This window comes from uncultured Polaribacter sp. (assembly GCF_947497125.1).
In the GTDB taxonomy this organism is placed as follows: Bacteria; Bacteroidota; Bacteroidia; order Flavobacteriales; family Flavobacteriaceae; genus Polaribacter.
Map to the genome: position 1 here is coordinate 122,202 of NZ_CANMFI010000002.1, position 18,966 is coordinate 141,167.

The window sequence follows — 18,966 nt, forward strand, 5'->3', positions numbered from 1 at the left end:
GGCTAAGAATTTTTAACCTCTATCCATTTACTCATATATTTTGTTGCTTGTAAAGTGTGATGTTGCAATAAGCTACCCATAAAATTATGCAATCTATGTGTTTTTAAATCCCTAATTGTCTCATTAATTTTATGAATAAAAAGAGGTTGTATTTTTTCTTTGTCATAAATCTGATCAATTATTTTAACTCCATTTTCTTGAGACAGTTGCCAAGTTTGTTCATCAGAATACAATTGAATAGCGCGTTCAGAAAATTGTTTAAAATTATCTTCAACAAAACCATTCCAAGGCAAAGCACCAGACATTCCTTCTGCACCAATTGATGAGGTTACACTAGGTGTACCGCACAACATTGCTTCTGTCAATTTTCCTTTTATTCCTGCTCCAAAACGCAAAGGAGCTAGAACAGCTTTTGCTTTTTCAACTACCTCTGCTGCATCTTCTGCAAATCCTTTTATTAAAAATCCTTCTTTTTTATGATGTAATTCATTTATTTGTTGGGTAGCATAAGCGCCATAAACATGCATTTCTGCTTCTGGTAATCTTGTTTTAATAAGAGGCCAAATTTCTTTTTTTAAAGTTAAAACTGCATCTACGTTTGGTTGATGAAAAAAATTACCAATAAAAACAAAGTGAGCTCTTTCTTTAAACGACAACCATTTGTTTTGATGAGCAGTGTCAATTTTATCTAACAGAAAAGGTAAATAACAAAGAATTTTATCATCAATTTTAAAAACCTCTTTTAAAAGATTCATTTCAAAAGTTGAGATAATAAGAGTTGTATCACATCTTAAAATAGCGGCAATTTCTCTTTTAGCATCCTTAAATCCTAACAACTCCTGTTTGTTAAACGCTTCTTTTTTCTTTAACTGTTGCTGTCTAAATTTTCTTAAAAAATGTAAGTCTTCAGTGTCTAAAACACGAAGTGCTGATGGACAATTTTCTGCAACTCGCCAACCAAATTGTTCTTCAATCATAAAACGATCAAACATAACTATGGTAGGTTGCAACTCTTTTATAAATACATCAAAAGAACTGTCATTTAAAGCAATAACAGTTTCTTTTACACCTATAGATGTTAGGTTAAAAGCATTCTCTGGCTTATTAGCAGCACATGCAAAAGTTACGTTGTAATCTTGTTTTAAAAATAGGTTAATTAACTGCAACATTCTACTACCAGCAGCAGAAGAGTTAGGTGCAACCCAAACATAACCAACTATTAAAACATGCAACTTACTCAACTATTGTAGCGTTCATTTGTTGTTTGTAATCTGCTTGTGTTTTTTTTGCCCAATCAACTACAGCAGTTATTTGTGCAGGTGTTAAATTTGCATCAGAATGAGTAAGTGTATAAGATTTTAAAGGCATTTCTCCTTCTTCAACCTCTTCATGTAATTCATCCATTTTATGCTCTTTTCTCTTTAACGAATAGCTGTCCCAAGTAGAAAAGTTTAAGTGTTTTTTACCATCTTTAACATGGCTCTCTAACCAAAAATTAACCGGTGTAATATTATTATACCAAGGATAATTTGTTTTATTAGAATGACAATCGAAACAACTTTCTTTTAAAACTTTAAGCACTTCTTCTGACGGATTTGTTTCGGCTATAAAAGCAATTGTAGACGTTATTTCTCCTTCATTTTTAACAGGGCTAAAAAATTGAGCAATTATAAATACAACTCCTAAAACCCAACCGATCTTTTTGGCTATTTTCATTTGATGATATTTTAAGTATTAAAGAATGTAAATCTAGTTAATTCTCTTATAATTCTCTAAAAATATATGTATTTTTGTATTTCAAAAATTAAGTACAATGAAATACGACATCATCGTTATTGGTTCTGGTCCTGGTGGATATATTGCCGCAGTTAGAGCCTCTCAATTAGGAAAAAAGGTAGCAATTATTGAAAAATACTCAACACTAGGAGGCACTTGCTTAAACGTTGGCTGCATTCCTTCTAAAGCTTTATTAGACTCTTCTCATCATTTTTATGATGCCGTTACTCACTTTGAAGAGCATGGTATTTCTGTTGAAAATCCAACGTTCGATTTTAGCAAAATGATTGATAGAAAGGCGAAAGTAGTAGAAACTACTACTGGCGGAATTAAGTACTTAATGGACAAAAACAATATTGATGTTTTTGAAGGTTTGGGGTCTTTTGAAGATACCACTCATGTAAAAATAACAAAAAACGATGGTTCATCAGAAATAATTGAAGGTACCAACACTATAATTGCAACAGGTTCTAAACCTGCAAATTTGCCTTTTATTTCTTTAGATAAAGAGCGTGTAATTACCTCTACAGAAGCTTTAAAATTACCTGAAGTACCCAAACATTTAATTGTTATTGGTGGTGGTGTTATTGGCTTAGAACTTGGGTCTGTTTACAAAAGATTAGGAGCAGATGTTACTGTTGTAGAATATGCTAATAAGATTACACCTAGCATGGATGCAGACGTTTCTAAAGAACTTCAAAAAGTATTAAAAAAACAAGGAATTAAATTTGCCACAAACCACTGTGTAAAATCAGTAGAAAGAAATGGTAATGAAATTACTGTAAAAGCAACCAACAAAAAAGAGGAGTTAATTGAGTTTAAAGGAGATTACTGTTTAGTTGCTGTTGGTAGAAAAGCGTACACAGCTGGCTTAGGTTTAGAAAAAATTGGTGTAGAAGTAAATGAACGTGGGCAAGTAACTACTAACGAACACTTACAGACAAATATTTCTAATATTTATGCTATTGGTGATGTTGTAAAAGGTGCAATGCTAGCTCACAAAGCAGAAGAAGAAGGAGTTGTTGTTGCAGAATATTTAGCAGGCGAAAAGCCACATATTAACTACAATTTAATTCCGGGTATAGTTTATACTTGGCCAGAAGTTGCTGCTGTTGGTAAAACAGAAGAAGAACTAAAGGAGGCTAAAATAGATTATAAAGCCGGTAAATTCTCTATGAGAGCTTTAGGTAGATCTAGAGCTAGTGGAGATACAGATGGTTTTGTGAAAGTATTAGCAGATAAAAATACCGATGAAATTTTAGGAGTTCATATGGTAGGTGCACGTGTTGCCGATTTAATTATGGAAGCTGCTGTTGCCATGGAATATAGAGCCTCTGCAGAAGATTTAGCAAGAATTTGTCATGGTCATCCAACCTATTCAGAAGCTGTTAAAGAAGCTGCTAAAGCTGCATGGGATGGCAAACCTTTAAATGCATAATACTATTTAAAATAGTAATTTTTAAACCTCATAGAAAAAATTCTGTGAGGTTTTTATTTGTAAAAATAAATAACGAATCTTGATTAAAAATAAAGCAATCTATACAATAAGTATTGTATTTTTGAAGTAAGATATGCAAAGAACAACACGTACTTTTTCTATTGATAATATTGCTGACTTTAAAAACAATTTATTGTCTTGGTCTCAGCAATTCGAAACGATTATTTGGTTAGACTCTAACAACTACCAACAAAAATATTCATCATTTAATTGCGCTCTTGCTGCAGATGATTTTACTTCAATAAAAACAGATTACTACAACGCGTTTCAAAAGCTAAAAGAATACCAAACAATTACCAAAGATTATATTTTTGGGTACATTACTTATGATGTTAAAAATGATGTAGAGCAACTAACGTCAAATAATTTAGATTATTTAGACTTTGCAGATTTGTATTTTTTTCAGCCTAAAAAGCTAATTTTTATTAAAGAAAATAAAGTAGAATTTCTGTATTTAAAAATGGTTGATGATGAAATAGACAATGATTTCAACACTATTTTAGAGTATCAAAAATCAGAATTAAAAACAGATGATGCTAAAAATAATTCAGAAAACATTAAGATAAAACTTCGAACTCAAAAAGAAGAATATCACGCAAAAGTTGCCAAAGTAAAAGAGCATATTTACAGAGGCGATATTTATGAAGCCAATTTTTGCCAAGAATTTTATGCAGAAAACACTACGATAAATCCTATTGAAGTTTACAAGCATTTAAACCAAATTTCTCAACCACCTTTTGCCGCCTTTTTAAAATTAGACAATCAGTTTGCATTGTGTGCATCACCAGAAAGATATTTAAAAAAAGAAGGCCTAAAAATAATTTCTCAGCCAATAAAAGGAACCGCTAAAAGACTTGTAAGTAGTATTGATGATCAACAAATTGCTACAAATTTAATGAGAGATGAAAAAGAGCGCGCAGAAAATGTTATGATTGTCGACTTGGTAAGAAATGATTTATCTAAAACAGCTAATATTGGCAGTGTGCAAGTAGAAGAACTATGCAAAGTATACTCGTTTAAACAAGTACATCAGTTAATATCAACAGTGGTTTCTGAAGTTAAAGAGACAACAAACCCGATAGATATTATTCAGAGTACTTTTCCGATGGGCAGTATGACAGGTGCACCAAAAGTATCTGCTATGCAAATAATTGAAACCTTAGAAACAACCAAACGAGGTTTGTATTCTGGCGCTATTGGTTATTTTACCCCAGAAAACGACTTTGATTTTAATGTTATTATCAGAAGTATACTATACAATTCTGCAAACAAATATGTTTCAATTTCGGTTGGTGGCGCTATTACAGCACAATCAAATATCGAAAAAGAATATCAAGAATGCTTATTAAAAGCAAAAGCAATGAAGCATGTTTTAACAAACGCTAAGTAGTTCTTTAAACTAGCCTAAACCTACATCTAAAGACATCATTACAATAAAACCACCTATAAAACCAAGTGTGGCAATGTCTGTGTACTTATCTCTTTGAGTTTCTGGTATTACCTCTTCTACTACTACAAAAATCATTGCTCCTGCAGCAAATGCTAATGCATAAGGTAAAATAGGTGTAAAAAAGGAAACTGCTAAAGCACCTAAAACTGCGGCAACTGGTTCTACAATTGCAGATAATTGACCATACCAAAAACTTTTAAACCTACTTACTCCTTGCCTTCTTAATGGCATTGCTACCGCAAAACCTTCTGGAAAATTCTGAATTCCGATACCAATTGCCAATGAAATTGCTGCAATAATCATTTCTGTTTGCTCAACCCCAACTAAAGTAGATGCCGCCCCAAATAAGACACCAACTGCTAACCCTTCGGGTATATTGTGTAAAGTAATTGCCAATACTAATAAGGTTGTTTTATGCCATTCTGTTTTTACCCCTTCTGCTTCGTTCTCTTTAAAATTAATATGTAAATGAGGCAGAATTTTATCCAATCCAAAAAGAGACAAAGCTCCCAGACCAAAACCAATAGCTGCAGGAATTACTTTTACAAAACCTTCTCCTGGGCTATTATCTATTGCTGGCGCTAACAAACTCCAAAAACTTGCGGCAACCATTACACCGCCTGTAAAGCCTAACATACCGTCTAAAACAGCTCTGTTTGCTTTCTTAAAAAAGAAAACCAAACCTGCACCAGCTGCAGTTAAACCCCAAGTAAAAAGAGAAGCAAATAATGCTGCCCATATTGGGTTTTGTTTGGCATACTCTACCAATTGATCGAAAATACTCATAATTTTAAAGTCTAGTTGGTTTAATTATTACCCATTATGGGCTTTTTTAATGTATAAGTTATTAGCTATTTTGTTTGATACAGATAGTTTTTTGTCATCAATTAAAATAGAAAGCGAATTATCAAACGCCTCTTTATCTAAAATGGTGATTTTTTTTCCTAAGCTGATGCCCTTTTTATCTAAAAATTTTAAAAATTCTGATGAAGAATCATCTACACCAACACAAATTCCACTTTCGTTTTTTAATAATGTTGAAAGCAAACTCTTTTCTATGGTTTTTAAATTTCCTTCTTTATCAGGAATCGGATCTCCGTGAGGATCATGTGTTGGATACCCTAAAAAAACATCTAATTGATTGATTAATTTTGGCGATTTTATATGTTCTAATTGCTCGGCTACTTCATGAACTTCATCCCAAGAAAAATTTAATTTATCTACCAAAAAAACTTCCCATAAACGATGTTTTCTAACAATGTTCGCAGCAGTTTTCACTCCAAATTCTGTAAGTTTTACTCCCTGATATTTTTTATAAATAAGCACTTCTTTCTCAGATAACTTTTTAATCATATCTGACACCGAAGAAGCTTTAGTTGCTAATTTTTTTGCAATTGCATTGGTTGTAATACCTTTAGCACCATCTACCTCTAAATGATAAATAGCTTTTAAATAATTTTCTTCAGAAAGTGTAAACATTGTTACTTTTTTAGTATTACAAATATATACTTTTTTATTTATATAAATAAATTTTTAGACAAGTCTAAAAATTTATTTAAATTTACCAAAAATAACCAATAATAAAATACCAATATGAAAAATATTACAACATTTAGTGTCGTATTTTTTTTAGGAATTATAACAGCTTTAGCACAAAATAATAGTTTGTCTGGAAAAATAATATCTAACGGTAACGTTTTACCCTTTGCTAATGTGTATGTGAAAAACACAAAATTAGGTATGTCATCTAATGAAAATGGGATGTATGAAATCAAAAAAATACCTAATGGAACCTACATAATAATTATTAGTAGTGTTGGACATCAAACCAAAGTTGAAAAAATTACGTTTGCTAACAATGAAAAAAAAATTAAAAATTTTGAGTTAAAAGAAAGTCTTGCCTTGGATGAAATTGTGATTTCTGGAACGTTAAAACCCGTTACAAAATCAAACAGTCCTGTTCCTGTTGAAGTGTATAGTGAAACCTTTTTTAAGAAAAATCCGACGCCCTCTATTTTTGAATCTCTACAAAACATAAATGGAGTTAAACCTCAAATAAATTGTAACGTTTGTAATACTGGCGATATTCATATTAATGGTTTAGAGGGTCCTTATACTTTTATTTTAATTGATGGCATGCCAATTGTAAGTGGCCTTTCTACCGTTTACGGTTTGTCGGGCATTCCTCAAGCATTAATAGAAAGAGTAGAAATTGTAAAAGGCCCAGCATCTACTTTATATGGATCAGAAGCTGTGGGCGGAATTATAAATATCATCACTAAAAAACCAACAAATGCGGCTGCTGTATCCACAGATATTTTAACAAGCTCTTGGGGAGAAGTAAATACAGATATTGGCGTACGCTATAAAGCATCAGAAAAAATTGACGGACTTTTAGGTGTCAGCTACTTTAATTTTCAAAACAGAATTGATAATAATAATGACAACTTTACGGATTTAACATTACAAAACAGAATTTCAATTTTTAACAAATTAAATATTAAAAGAAAAGATAATAAAGTTTTTACCATTGCTGGGCGTTATGTATATGAAGATCGTTGGGGAGGAGAAATGGATTGGGAGCGAAAATATCGAGGAAGTAATATAAAATACAGTGAAAGTATTTATACAAATAGATGGGAAACTTTTGGAACTTATGAGTTACCTGGAGTAGATAATATCGACTTTCAATTTAGTGCAAATGGCCATTATCAAGATTCTTTTTATGGAACCGATTCTTATGACGCTAAACAATTAATTGGCTTCGGACAGTTTGTTTTTAATAAAAATATTGGTAAAAAACATGATTTACTATTAGGTTTGGCATATCGCTACAACTATTACGACGATAATTCTTTTGCGACTCTCGACGAAAACGGAGTTGAAAATAAGCCTGCAATTACACACTTACCAGGGATTTTTGCACAGGATGAAATTGCTCTAAATTCTCAAAATAAATTATTACTTGGCGCAAGATGGGATTATAATAGTTTGCATGGACATATTCTTACACCCCGTTTAAATTACAAATGGAACTCCGATGACAATACAGATATTATAAGATTAAGTATAGGCAATGGCTTTAGAGTTGCTAATGTTTTTACCGAAGATCATGCTGCATTAACTGGCGCAAGGGAAGTAGAATTTAATGGCGAATTAGAACCTGAAACTTCTTGGAATGGTAACATTAATTATGTGAAAAAAATTAATACAGATAAAGCTTTTATTACCATAGATGCAAGTGCTTTTTACACCTACTTTACCAATCAAATTTTACCAGATTACGAAACCGATCCAAATAAAATAATTTATGCAAATTTAGATGGCTATTCTGTATCACAAGGCGTTTCATTAAACACAGATATTTTATTTACCAATGGTTTATCCGTAAATGCGGGAGTTACTTTTATGGATGTTTCTGCAACAGAAAACAGTGTAAAAACCAGGCAAATATTAACCGAAAGTTTTAGTGGTGTTTGGTCTATTTCTTATAAATTTAATGATAGTTTTAGCATGGATTATACAGGAAATTTATATGGACCAATGCGATTGCCTTTGTTGGGAGAAAATGATACACGAGACCCAAAATCGCCATGGTTTAGTATTCAAAATATTCAATTAACAAAAAAAATTAACAATAGTTGGGAATTGTATGGTGGCGTAAAAAATCTACTAAACTTTACACCACCAGCAAATAGTATTAACAGCGCTAACAACCCTTTTGATGTTGGTGTAGATACTGTTTCTAATCCAGAATTAGCCTTTGACCCAAGTTATATGTATGCATCTAACCAAGGAATTCGTATGTTTTTAGGTTTGCGTTACACCCTTTTTTAAACCATGAAGAAACTATTTTTCTTTTTTATTGTATTCGGATGTATAACTGCTAAATCACAAACAAAACAAGTTGTTTTAAAAACGGTAACGTTTGCTGAAGTGGAAAAACTTCAAAAAGAAAACCCAAAACCAATAGTAGTGTTTGTATATACAGATTGGTGTAAATTTTGCTTTTCTATGAAACAACGTTCGTTTAAAAACAAAGAAATAGTTCAGTATTTAAATGACCATTTTTACTTTATAAATTTAAATGCCGAAAGTAAAAAAAACATCACTTTTTTAACATCTACATTTAATTATAAACCTACAGGTACAAACACTGGCATACACGAACTAGCCAATGAGTTAGCCTCTGTAAAAGGTAGAGTTTCGTACCCAACAACAACCATTTTAAACACAAACTTTGAAATCGATATACAAAAAGTAGGTTATCTAGATCAAAAAACAATAAAAAAGCTATTAACTAACTATATAAAATACAACCAAACTCTTTAAGAAAACCAAGCTATCGGTGGTTTTTTACTTTTTAAGATATTACATTTGCATAAAATAATAATTCGTTGAGCAAGCAGCATATTGTAAATCAATACCAGAACTCTGCAAGTGTTTTGCAGATAAACAAAGAACTTCAACAAGAAAAAAACCATTTTAAAATAGCTAATTTGGTGGGTTCGTCGTTGTCTTTTGTGATATCCGAAAGTTTTAAAAAAGCAGACAAACCCTTTCTTTTAATTTTTAATGATAAAGAAGAAGCTGCTTATTATTTAAATGATTTAGAACAATTACTTGGCGATAAAAACGTACTATTTTATCCTGGTTCTTACAGAAGACCTTATCAAATAGAAGAAACAGACAATGCCAATGTTTTGTTACGGTCTGAGGTATTAAATAGAATAAATTCTCGTAAAAAACCTGCTGTTATTGTTACTTACCCAACAGCTTTATTCGAAAAAGTAGTTACTAAAAAAGAACTCGACAAAAGCACTTTAAAAATAGCTGTTGGCGAAAATTTATCGTTAGATTTTGTAAATGAAGTATTGTTCGAATACAAATTTAAACGGGTAGATTTTGTAATAGAACCAGGCGATTTCTCTGTTAGAGGTGGTATTATTGATGTGTTTTCTTTTTCGAATGATGAACCTTATCGAATTGAATTTTTTGGTGATGAAATAGACAGTATTCGTTCTTTTGATGTTGCTACTCAACTCTCTAAAGAGAAACTTCAAAAAGTTTCTATAATGCCCAACGTAGAAAACAAAACACTACAAGAAAATAGAGAAAGTTTTTTAAAATATATTTCTTCAAAAACAGTTGTTTTTACCAAAAACATCGATTTATTAGTGGGCAATTTAGATACCTTTTTCTCAAAATCAGAAGAAGCGTTTCTAAAATTATCAAAAGAAATAAACCACGCAAAACCATTAGAATTATTTTGTAATGGTCTTTATATTAAAGAGCAATTACAAAAATTTACTTTAGTCGATTTTGGCACTCAAAACACCACTGCCAATACCATTCAATTTCAAACAAATTTGCAACCTTCTTTTAATAAGCAGTTCAACTTATTAATTGACAATTTAGAAGAATACCACAAAGCAAAATTTACCAATTATATTTTTTGTGCAAACGAACAACAGGCAAAACGTTTTCATGATATTTTTGATGATGCTCCTAATGAGGTTCATTACGAAACAGTAGTTTTTCCACTATACAAAGGATTTGTAGATGTTGATAACAAATTGGTTTGTTACACAGATCATGAAATTTTTGAACGATATCATAAATTTCGATTAAAAAACGGGTACGCAAAAAAACAAGCCATTACCTTACAAGAATTAAACAAACTAGAAATTGGTGATTATGTAACCCACATGGATCATGGAATTGGAAAGTTTGGCGGCTTGCAAAAAATTGATGTTCAAGGTAGAAAACAAGAGGCAATTAAATTAGTTTACGGAGAAAGAGACATTTTATATGTAAGTATCCACTCGTTACACAAAGTTTCTAAATTTAATGGCAAAGACGGTAAAGCCCCTAAAATATATAAGTTAGGCTCTGGTGCTTGGAAAAAAGTAAAACAAAAAACCAAAGCAAGGGTAAAGCATATTGCCTTTAACTTAATTCAGTTATACGCAAAAAGAAAACTACAAAAAGGAGTTGCTTTTGGGCCAGATACGCACATACAACATGAGCTAGAAGGAAGTTTTTTGTATGAAGACACACCAGATCAATTTACGGCAACACAAGACGTAAAATTAGACATGGAAAAAGAGCAACCCATGGACAGGTTGGTTTGTGGTGATGTTGGTTTTGGCAAGACAGAAGTTGCCGTTAGAGCCGCATTTAAAGCAGTAGATAATGGCAAACAAGTGGCTATTTTAGTGCCAACAACTATTCTAGCATTTCAGCACTACAAAACTTTTACAGAACGCTTAAAAGAGTTTCCTATTAAGATAGATTATTTAAATAGATTTAGAACTGCAAAGCAAAAAACTGCCGCCATAGAAGGGGTAAATAATGGCTCTGTAGATATTATCATTGGCACACATCAACTAACCAATAAACGCTTGCAATTTAAAGACTTGGGCTTGTTAATTATTGATGAAGAACAAAAATTTGGAGTTGCCGTAAAAGACAAGCTAAAAACCTTAAAAGAAAATGTAGATACATTAACACTAACAGCCACACCAATACCTAGAACCTTACAATTTAGCTTAATGGCTGCTAGAGATTTATCTGTTATAAAAACACCACCACCAAACAGACATCCAATAGAAAGTAATGTAATTCGCTTTTCTGAAGAAACCATTAGAGATGCCATTTCTTACGAAGTTTCTAGAGGCGGTCAGGTTTTCTTTATCCATAATAGAATAGAAAACATAAAAGAAGTTGCCGGTTTGCTTCAAAGATTGGTTCCTTCAGCAAAAATAGGAATCGGTCATGGACAAATGGAAGGCAAAAAATTAGAAGCATTAATGCTCGGTTTTATGGACGGAGATTTTGATGTACTGGTTTCTACCACCATTATAGAAAGTGGTTTAGATGTACCGAACGCAAACACCATATTTATTAATAATGCCAATAATTTTGGCTTGTCAGATTTACATCAAATGAGGGGTAGAGTTGGCCGATCTAATAAAAAAGCATTCTGTTATTTTATTACACCAGCCTACCATATGATGACAGATGATGCACGAAAAAGAATAGAAGCATTGGTGCTTTTTTCTGATTTAGGTAGCGGAATTAATATTGCTATGAAAGATTTAGAAATTAGAGGTGCCGGAGATTTATTAGGTGGAGAACAAAGTGGTTTTATAAACGATATTGGTTTTGATACCTATCAAAAAATACTACAAGAAGCCATAGAAGAGTTAAAAGAAAATGAATTTAAAGAGTTGTATCCTATAGACAATTCTAAACCAAAAGAATTTGTAAAGGAAGTAACTTTAGATACCGATTTCGAAATACTTTTTCCGGATGATTATATCAATTCAATCACAGAAAGACTTGCTTTATACACTAAATTGGGCGATTTAAAAGACGAAAGTGAATTGCAAAATTTTGAAACCGAAATTATAGATCGATTTGGCGAAATACCTTTACAAGTAGAAGATTTACTAAACTCTGTTAGAATAAAATGGCTGGCTAAAGAATTAGGCTTAGAAAAAATTATTTTAAAGCAGAAAAGAATGATGGGGTATTTTGTAGCAAACCAGCAAAGTGATTTTTACCACACAGAAGCTTTTACAAGAATGCTAAAATATGTGCAGCAAAATAGTAAAAGCTGCGTTATGAAAGAAAAAGAATCTAAAAAAGGCTTACGTTTATTAATAACCTTTATTCGAATTGATAGCGTAAAAACGGCCTTAAATGTTTTACAAAAAGTATAAAATTATTTTTAGAAGCTATTTCCTGCTTTCCACTGTATCTTTTTGCAAAAAAGCAAAAAGGATGTCGTTTCAATCAGGGCTAAAATTATTGCACAACTAATTTTAATTGTGCGGATTATAAAATAAATTTTTAAAAAGCTACTTCTAAATAATTTCCATCTTTTGCAACAAGAAAGAAGCATTCATATTTTTACAAATCCCATTTTTTAGGGTGTAATCAAAATGCAATTCATTGTTACTTATATCGGCATCAAAAAAGAAATTCTGAATATTTTTAAAGTCGTTTTCTAACTCACATAAACTAACATCGTGGGTTGCTATAATACCTGTAGACATAGATTTTGTTAACTTTTCTACAAACTTTTTAGAACCCATTGCCTTGTCTACACTATTGGTTCCTTTTAAAATTTCATCTAAAATAATAAAGTAATCTGTAGTTTTAATTTCGTCTACAATAAACTTTAAACGCTTTAATTCTGAGTAAAAATAAGACTCGTCTTCGGTTAAAGAATCTGTAGTTCTCATACTTGTAATTAACCTAATAGGTTTGTATTTAAAACTTTGTGCACAAACAGGCAAACCACAATTTGCCATTACAATAGAAAGTGAAATAGTTCTTAAAAAGGTGCTTTTACCTGCCATATTAGCGCCTGTAATAATAAAAAACTGTTCTTTTTCTATGGTAAAATCATTGTCTATTCTTTTACTTGCATCCAACAACGGATGTCCTAATTTGCATGCTTTTAAAACTTCTTTATCAGAAGTAATTTCTGGAAAAACAAATTTTGTATGGTTAAAATGAAAGTTGGCTAATGAGTTCTGAGCATCAAAAAAAGCAATGACAGAAAACCACTTATCTACGGTATGTTTATAGTTAGCAATCCACTTTTCTACTCTTAAAGCATTAAATATATCTGTTAAAAACAACCCATTACCAACCACAGCAATTACCAAATTATTCCGTTGATCAAAAGCGTCTAAACATCTAGAAAACTCTTTAAAAATAATAGAGGCCTTTTTGGTTTCTGTTGTAATAATTTGTTGCTTTTCTTTTAATAAGCTAGCGCTAAAATTTTCATTTTCAATTTCATTTAATAAAACATAATACTGTTTTACAGTTTCTCTTACTTTATCTGTTTCTGCATATAAATTACTTGTTTTACTTAGAAACTTACCAGTAATAAAAAGGCCACAAAAAAACCATAATAACAGATAGGTAAAAGAAACAAAGCCAAATGCGACTAAACCAACTAAAACAATAGAAAACACCGAAAATAAAAGTTGAATTTTAGCCAAAAATTTTGGCAACACACTTGTATAATTCTGAAACCAACTTACAATAGATTTAGACGTAGTTTTAACAGTAACTAAACTTGCTAAAGCAGAAAAATGCTGCCTCCATATAACCTTTAAAGACAGTTCTTTAATCGCGTTTTGTTTGTTGGTAATATTTTCTATTTTATTTTCTGTAAATGTAGTTGCTAGTGCTTTTTTACCCTCTAATGTTACAGTTCTATTTATGTATTGAAAAAAAGAACCGATACCAAATAAATCAATATCATTGCTATAAAAATGAGTTGGATTTACAAATTCTTTACCACTATCTAAATGCTGAAATTTTCTATTTAAAACATCTATTTCTGTGTTATTAATCTTAATTTTAGCTTTAACAACAGCTCTTTTTCGTTTTAAGCTCGTTTGCTTTACAACTAAAAAAGCAAACAAAGTAGCTCCTAAAACTGTAATAATAAGTACCTCTGTATAATTTCCAAAAGTTAAATATGCTAAAAAAGAAGTCCCTAAAAAAACAGCCAATCGAAACAAACTTAACTGTAAAGACTTTTTCTTTAAATGTAGGGCTTCTATTAATAAGTTATCTTTCTGAGTTTTATAAAAATCTACAGGTGCTTTCATAATAGTTCTTAATTGTTATAACCAGAGATACCACCTGTTAAGTTTAAAACTTTTAAATTAGGGTGTTTATCTTTTAATATTTCTGTTGCTTTATAGCTGTTAAAGCCTCTTTGGCAAACCATAATATATGTTTTATTAAAATTTACTTCTATTGAAGCTGCACTAAATTCTTGAATAGGTATTGTTTGTTGAACAGTAAAAGGTAACTTTAAGTTAGGTAAAACCGCAATTAACTCAACATTTTTAGAGGTCTCCTCATTTAGCAAAAGCTCTTTTAATGTTGCTGGTGATATTTGTAAATTAGGCTTTTGAGAAGAGCATGCAATATCAAAATACGTTTGTAATTTAAATATTTTTGCTATTTTTTCTCTTAAAACTGTTGGCTTCAATTTCATTTTAAATTGGGTGTTTTGCAACGAATTGTATATTAACAGTTCATTTGTAATAGGTTTTCCTACCTTAGTAATCAATTTTAGCACCTCATTTACTTGTTGCATCGCTATAATGCCTACAATAGAATTTAAGGTTCCTGTGGTTTCGCAATTCGGTATTTCGGTTGCCATTTCTGGAAAAGCATCTCTTAAATTGGCAGTGTAACTCCCATTTTGTTCTAAAACATTAAAGGTGGCTACATACCCATCAAACTTATACAAAGAACCATATACCAATGGCTTTTTATTAATTACACAGGCGTCATTTAAAAGGTATTTTGTAGGTAAAGAATCTGTTGCATCTACCACAATATCATACTTAGAAAGTAACGCTAAAACATTCTCTTTAGTAACTGGTGTATTTGTAAAGTTTACTTCTGTAAAAGGAGCTCTTTTTTTTATGAAAGCTGCTAAGACAGCTGCTTTTGGTTTGTCTACATCGTCTAAAGTATAAAAAAACTGTCTGTGTAAATTAGAAACAGCAACGGTATCAAAATCTACTAGTTTGATTTCTCCAATTCCGCTTGATGCTAAAGAGACAGCAATAGTGCTTCCTAAACCACCACAACCAACCACTAAAACAGCTGCGTTTTGAAGTCTTTGCTGACCAATTTCACCTATTTCTGGCAAGGTAATTTGACGTTTAAAAAACTGACTTTTGGTTACTTTCATTAAGGTTAAAGATAGTTAATTAAAAAAGCCATTACAAATTGTATAATGGCTTTTAATTCCGTTTTAACTTTTATAAATTTTACTATAAAATCTAACAATAACAATCCTTTTTAAAAGAGTACTAACTCCTAAAATTAGCCAACTATGTTCACTATTTTACCAGGTACAATAATTATTTTCTTAGGTGTTCTTCCTTGTAATTGCTCTTGTGTTTTCTCGTTTTCTAATACTGCTTTTTCTATTTCTTCTTTCGATAAATCTAATGGAAGTTCTAATGTAAAACGCATTTTACCATTAAAAGAAATTGGGTAGTTTTTAGCACTTTCTATCAAATGTTTTGCCTCAAAAATAGGAAAATCTGCTGTAGAAATACTTTCTTTATTACCTAACTTACTCCACAATTCTTCTGTAATATGAGGTGCATAAGGTGATAATAAAACCAATAATGGCTCTAAAATAGCACGTTTGTTACATTTTAATGCCGTTAACTCATTTACAGCAATCATAAAGGTAGAAACCGAAGTATTGAAAGAGAAATTCTCTATGTCTTCTTCTACTTTCTTAATCGTTTTATGTAACGTTTTTAACTCGTCTTTGGTAGGTGCTGTTTCTGTAACTTCAAAATTATCTCCATTAAAAAAGAGTTTCCAAAATTTCTTTAAAAATGATGAAACTCCAGAAATACCAGAGGTTTTCCAAGGTTTTGTTTGCTCTAAAGGTCCTAAAAACATTTCGAACAAACGCAATGCATCTGCACCATATTCTGCAACAATATCATCAGGATTTACAACATTGTATTTCGACTTCGACATTTTTTCTACCTCTCTAGAAACTTCATATTTTCCTGCATCTAAAATAAAATGAGCGTCTTTACAATCGGTATTTATAGGGTGATTTTTAAAACCCTCTACATCTAATTCATCAGAAGCATTTACCAAAGAAACATCTGCATGAAGTGCCGTTTTAGCAATTAACACTAAATCTGCAAAATTAGGGTCTAATAATTTATTGTCTAACAAGTAGTTTTTTACAACTGCTTCAAATTCATCATCAGTTGAAAATAAATTTTTAGAAACAAAAACAGTTGGTATTTTTTCAATAACATCGTCATTAGAAGCCTCTATTGAGCAGCCATTTTTAACAAATACCGAAGCTCTGTATACAAAAGCACTTGTTCCTAAAATCATTCCTTGGTTAATCAGTTTTTTTGCAAACTCATCTACAGGAACAATTCCTTTATCGAACAAGAATTTTTGCCAAAAACGTGCATACAATAAATGACCCGTTGCATGTTCAGAACCACCAATGTACAAGTCTATATTTTGCCAATACTCTAGGTTTTCTTTCGATGCTATTTCGTTTTCGTTGTGCGGATCCATATAACGGTTAAAGTAATACGAACTACCTGCCCAGCCTGGCATTGTATTTAATTCTAACGGATATACCGTTTTGTTTTTCAACTTATCATTGCTTACCACTTTCTTTGCACGAGAATCCCAAGCCCATTCTGTTGCGTTCCCTAAAGGTGGTTTTCCGTCTTCAGTTGGCAAGTATTTTTCTACTTCTGGCAATACAATTGGCAAGTGCTCTGCAGCAATCATTTGCGGCATTCCGTCTTTATAATATACCGGAAAAGGTTCTCCCCAATAACGTTGTCTACTAAAAACAGCATCTCGCAAACGGTAATTTACTTTGCCATAACCAGCGCCTTTTTTCTCTAATTCGAAAATGGCTAACTTTAAGGCTTTCTTATATTTTAATCCGGATAAAAAATCTGAATTTGCAATTACTGTTCCATCTTTGTCTGAATGTGCTGCTTCAGAAATATCAACACCTTCAAAAATATTCGGAATGGCAATATCAAAATGTTTTGCAAAATCATAATCGCGTTGGTCTCCACAAGGAACCGCCATTACTGCACCAGTTCCGTAATTTGCCAATACGTAATCTCCAATCCAAATCGGAATTTGTTTTCCTGTAAAAGGATGAACTGCATAGGCACCCGTAAATGCACCTGAAATGGTTTTTACATCTGCCATTCTATCACGTTCAGAACGTTTTGCAGTTGCAGAAATATACGCTTCAACAGCAGCTTTTTGAGTATCGGTTGTAATCTTAGAAACCAGCTCGTGTTCTGGAGCTAATGTTAGAAAAGAAACCCCAAAAATAGTGTCTGGACGTGTTGTAAACACATCTATTTTATCAGATTTCTCGACTGCGCTCGAAGTGACATTCTTTTTACTTTCTGTCTTTTGAACTTTAGGAAACTGAATTGCAAAATTAATTTCAGATACAACTTTTACAACATTTTGAAGTACTTCTTCGTTTGAAAAACGAATTACATTAAAGCCTTCTTTATTAAAAAATACTGTTCTTTCTGCTTCATCTTCTTTACCAGAAAATTCAACAATTAAGTTTTTGGCCAAACACACATAATCTACCAAAAATGACCCTATCGTGTATTTTTTTCTAAATTTAGATGCTCCTTTTTTATTCTTTATTTCATTCCAAAGTGTTGTTTCAGCCTTTGATAAATTAGCACGTAATTCTTTTAAAGCATCTAATTCTTTGTATGTTAATTTAACTTCTGAAGTTAAATCTTTAGATTTTACATCAACTTGAAAAGAAACCATTGCTCCAACAGATTTCCCAATCCAATTGGTTTGCGAATCTTTTAAAGGCTGTGGCCAATCGATGGTTTCTAAACCATCTAACAAACGTTGTGCATATGCAGAAATTCGCATAGACCATTGTGTCATCTTTTTTCTGACAACAGGATGACTTCCACGCTCTGATACTCCGTTTACAATTTCATCATTTGCTAAAACAGTACCTAGTGCAGGGCACCAGTTTACCTCTGTATCCGACAAATATGTTAAACGATATTGTAATAAAATTTCTTCTTGTGCTGCTTTTGAAAACGCTTTCCATTCATCCGAAGAAAATGATGTAACATCTTCATCACACACTGCATTTACAGTTGTATTTCCTTCTTTTTTAAAGATTTTTTCTAAGGTAGAAATGTCTTCTGCTTTGTCTGTATCTTTGTTGTACCAAGAATTAAAAAGCTGAATAAAAATCCACTGCGTCCATTTGTAATATTCAGGATTTGAAGTTCTTACTTCTCTACTCCAATCAAAAGAAAAACCAATTTGGTCTAATTGTCTTCTATATGTTTTTATATTTTCTTCAGTGGTTTTTGCTGGATGTTGCCCAGTTTGTATCGCATATTGCTCTGCTGGCAAACCAAAAGAATCGTACCCTTGCGGATGCAATACATTAAAACCTTTGTGACGTTTGTAACGCGCATAAATATCTGATGCAATATACCCTAACGGATGCCCAACATGTAAGCCTGCACCACTAGGATAAGGAAACATATCTAATACATAATATTTAGGTTTCTCACTTTCATTAATAGCTTTAAAAGTTTGGTTATCTGCCCAAAATTTTTGCCAATTCTTTTCTATTTCTTGATGATTGTATTGCATCTGTTGG

General features: G+C 31.7%; 12 protein-coding genes. 5 read left to right on the top strand and 7 right to left on the bottom strand.

Features of this window, described 5'->3' with window-relative positions:
• Positions 1-2 precede the first annotated feature (2 nt).
• Positions 3-1,241, bottom strand: a complete 1,239-nt coding sequence (locus tag Q0678_RS03680) for a glycosyltransferase family 4 protein (protein WP_299054077.1) — start codon at positions 1,239-1,241, stop codon at positions 3-5.
• On the bottom strand, positions 1,234-1,716 hold the full coding sequence (locus tag Q0678_RS03685; RefSeq protein ID WP_299054080.1) for a heme-binding domain-containing protein: 483 nt from the start codon (positions 1,714-1,716) through the stop codon (positions 1,234-1,236). The genes Q0678_RS03680 and Q0678_RS03685 overlap by 8 nt, the downstream gene beginning before the upstream one ends.
• Positions 1,717-1,813: 97 nt before the next feature.
• Here Q0678_RS03685 and lpdA point away from each other — a divergent pair, with 97 nt between their 5' ends.
• Positions 1,814-3,214: a dihydrolipoyl dehydrogenase gene (gene lpdA, locus Q0678_RS03690; protein WP_299054081.1), complete on the top strand. Its 1,401-nt coding sequence runs from the start codon at positions 1,814-1,816 to the stop codon at positions 3,212-3,214.
• Between the two features lie 133 nt (positions 3,215-3,347).
• Positions 3,348-4,664, top strand: a complete 1,317-nt coding sequence (locus Q0678_RS03695; RefSeq protein WP_299054083.1) for an anthranilate synthase component I family protein — start codon at positions 3,348-3,350, stop codon at positions 4,662-4,664.
• Between the two features lie 9 nt (positions 4,665-4,673).
• Here Q0678_RS03695 and Q0678_RS03700 read toward each other — a convergent pair whose 3' ends face one another.
• Both Q0678_RS03700 and Q0678_RS03705 read right to left on the bottom strand, forming a co-directional pair.
• On the bottom strand, positions 4,674-5,510 hold the full coding sequence (locus Q0678_RS03700) for a ZIP family metal transporter (protein ID WP_299054086.1): 837 nt from the start codon (positions 5,508-5,510) through the stop codon (positions 4,674-4,676).
• A gap of 27 nt (positions 5,511-5,537) precedes the next feature.
• Positions 5,538-6,203, bottom strand: coding sequence for a metal-dependent transcriptional regulator (locus tag Q0678_RS03705; RefSeq protein ID WP_299054089.1), 666 nt, complete (start codon positions 6,201-6,203; stop codon positions 5,538-5,540).
• Positions 6,204-6,317: 114 nt separating this feature from the next.
• On the opposite strand from Q0678_RS03705, the gene Q0678_RS03710 reads away from it, so the two are divergent.
• The 3 genes from Q0678_RS03710 to mfd all read left to right on the top strand — a co-directional run bounded on the left by Q0678_RS03710 (position 6,318) and on the right by mfd (position 12,451).
• The gene (locus Q0678_RS03710) at positions 6,318-8,561 is read left to right on the top strand and encodes a TonB-dependent receptor (protein WP_299054092.1); all 2,244 of its coding nucleotides are present in this window, start codon (positions 6,318-6,320) and stop codon (positions 8,559-8,561) included.
• A 3-nt stretch (positions 8,562-8,564) separates the two neighbouring features.
• Positions 8,565-9,056 (top strand): thioredoxin family protein, encoded by a 492-nt coding sequence (locus tag Q0678_RS03715; RefSeq protein WP_299054095.1) that lies wholly within the window; start codon positions 8,565-8,567, stop codon positions 9,054-9,056.
• Positions 9,057-9,121: 65 nt separating this feature from the next.
• On the top strand, positions 9,122-12,451 hold the full coding sequence (gene mfd / locus Q0678_RS03720) for a transcription-repair coupling factor (RefSeq protein ID WP_299054098.1): 3,330 nt from the start codon (positions 9,122-9,124) through the stop codon (positions 12,449-12,451).
• Between the two features lie 144 nt (positions 12,452-12,595).
• Here the strand turns inward: mfd and Q0678_RS03725 are convergent, their stop codons facing one another.
• The 3 genes from Q0678_RS03725 to Q0678_RS03735 all read right to left on the bottom strand — a co-directional run bounded on the left by Q0678_RS03725 (position 12,596) and on the right by Q0678_RS03735 (position 18,959).
• Positions 12,596-14,365 (bottom strand): DNA mismatch repair protein MutS, encoded by a 1,770-nt coding sequence (locus Q0678_RS03725; protein ID WP_299054101.1) that lies wholly within the window; start codon positions 14,363-14,365, stop codon positions 12,596-12,598.
• 8 nt (positions 14,366-14,373) lie between these two features.
• Positions 14,374-15,468, bottom strand: a complete 1,095-nt coding sequence (locus tag Q0678_RS03730; RefSeq protein WP_299054104.1) for a HesA/MoeB/ThiF family protein — start codon at positions 15,466-15,468, stop codon at positions 14,374-14,376.
• A 134-nt stretch (positions 15,469-15,602) separates the two neighbouring features.
• The gene (locus tag Q0678_RS03735; protein ID WP_299054107.1) at positions 15,603-18,959 is read right to left on the bottom strand and encodes a class I tRNA ligase family protein; all 3,357 of its coding nucleotides are present in this window, start codon (positions 18,957-18,959) and stop codon (positions 15,603-15,605) included.
• Positions 18,960-18,966: the final 7 nt, after the last annotated feature.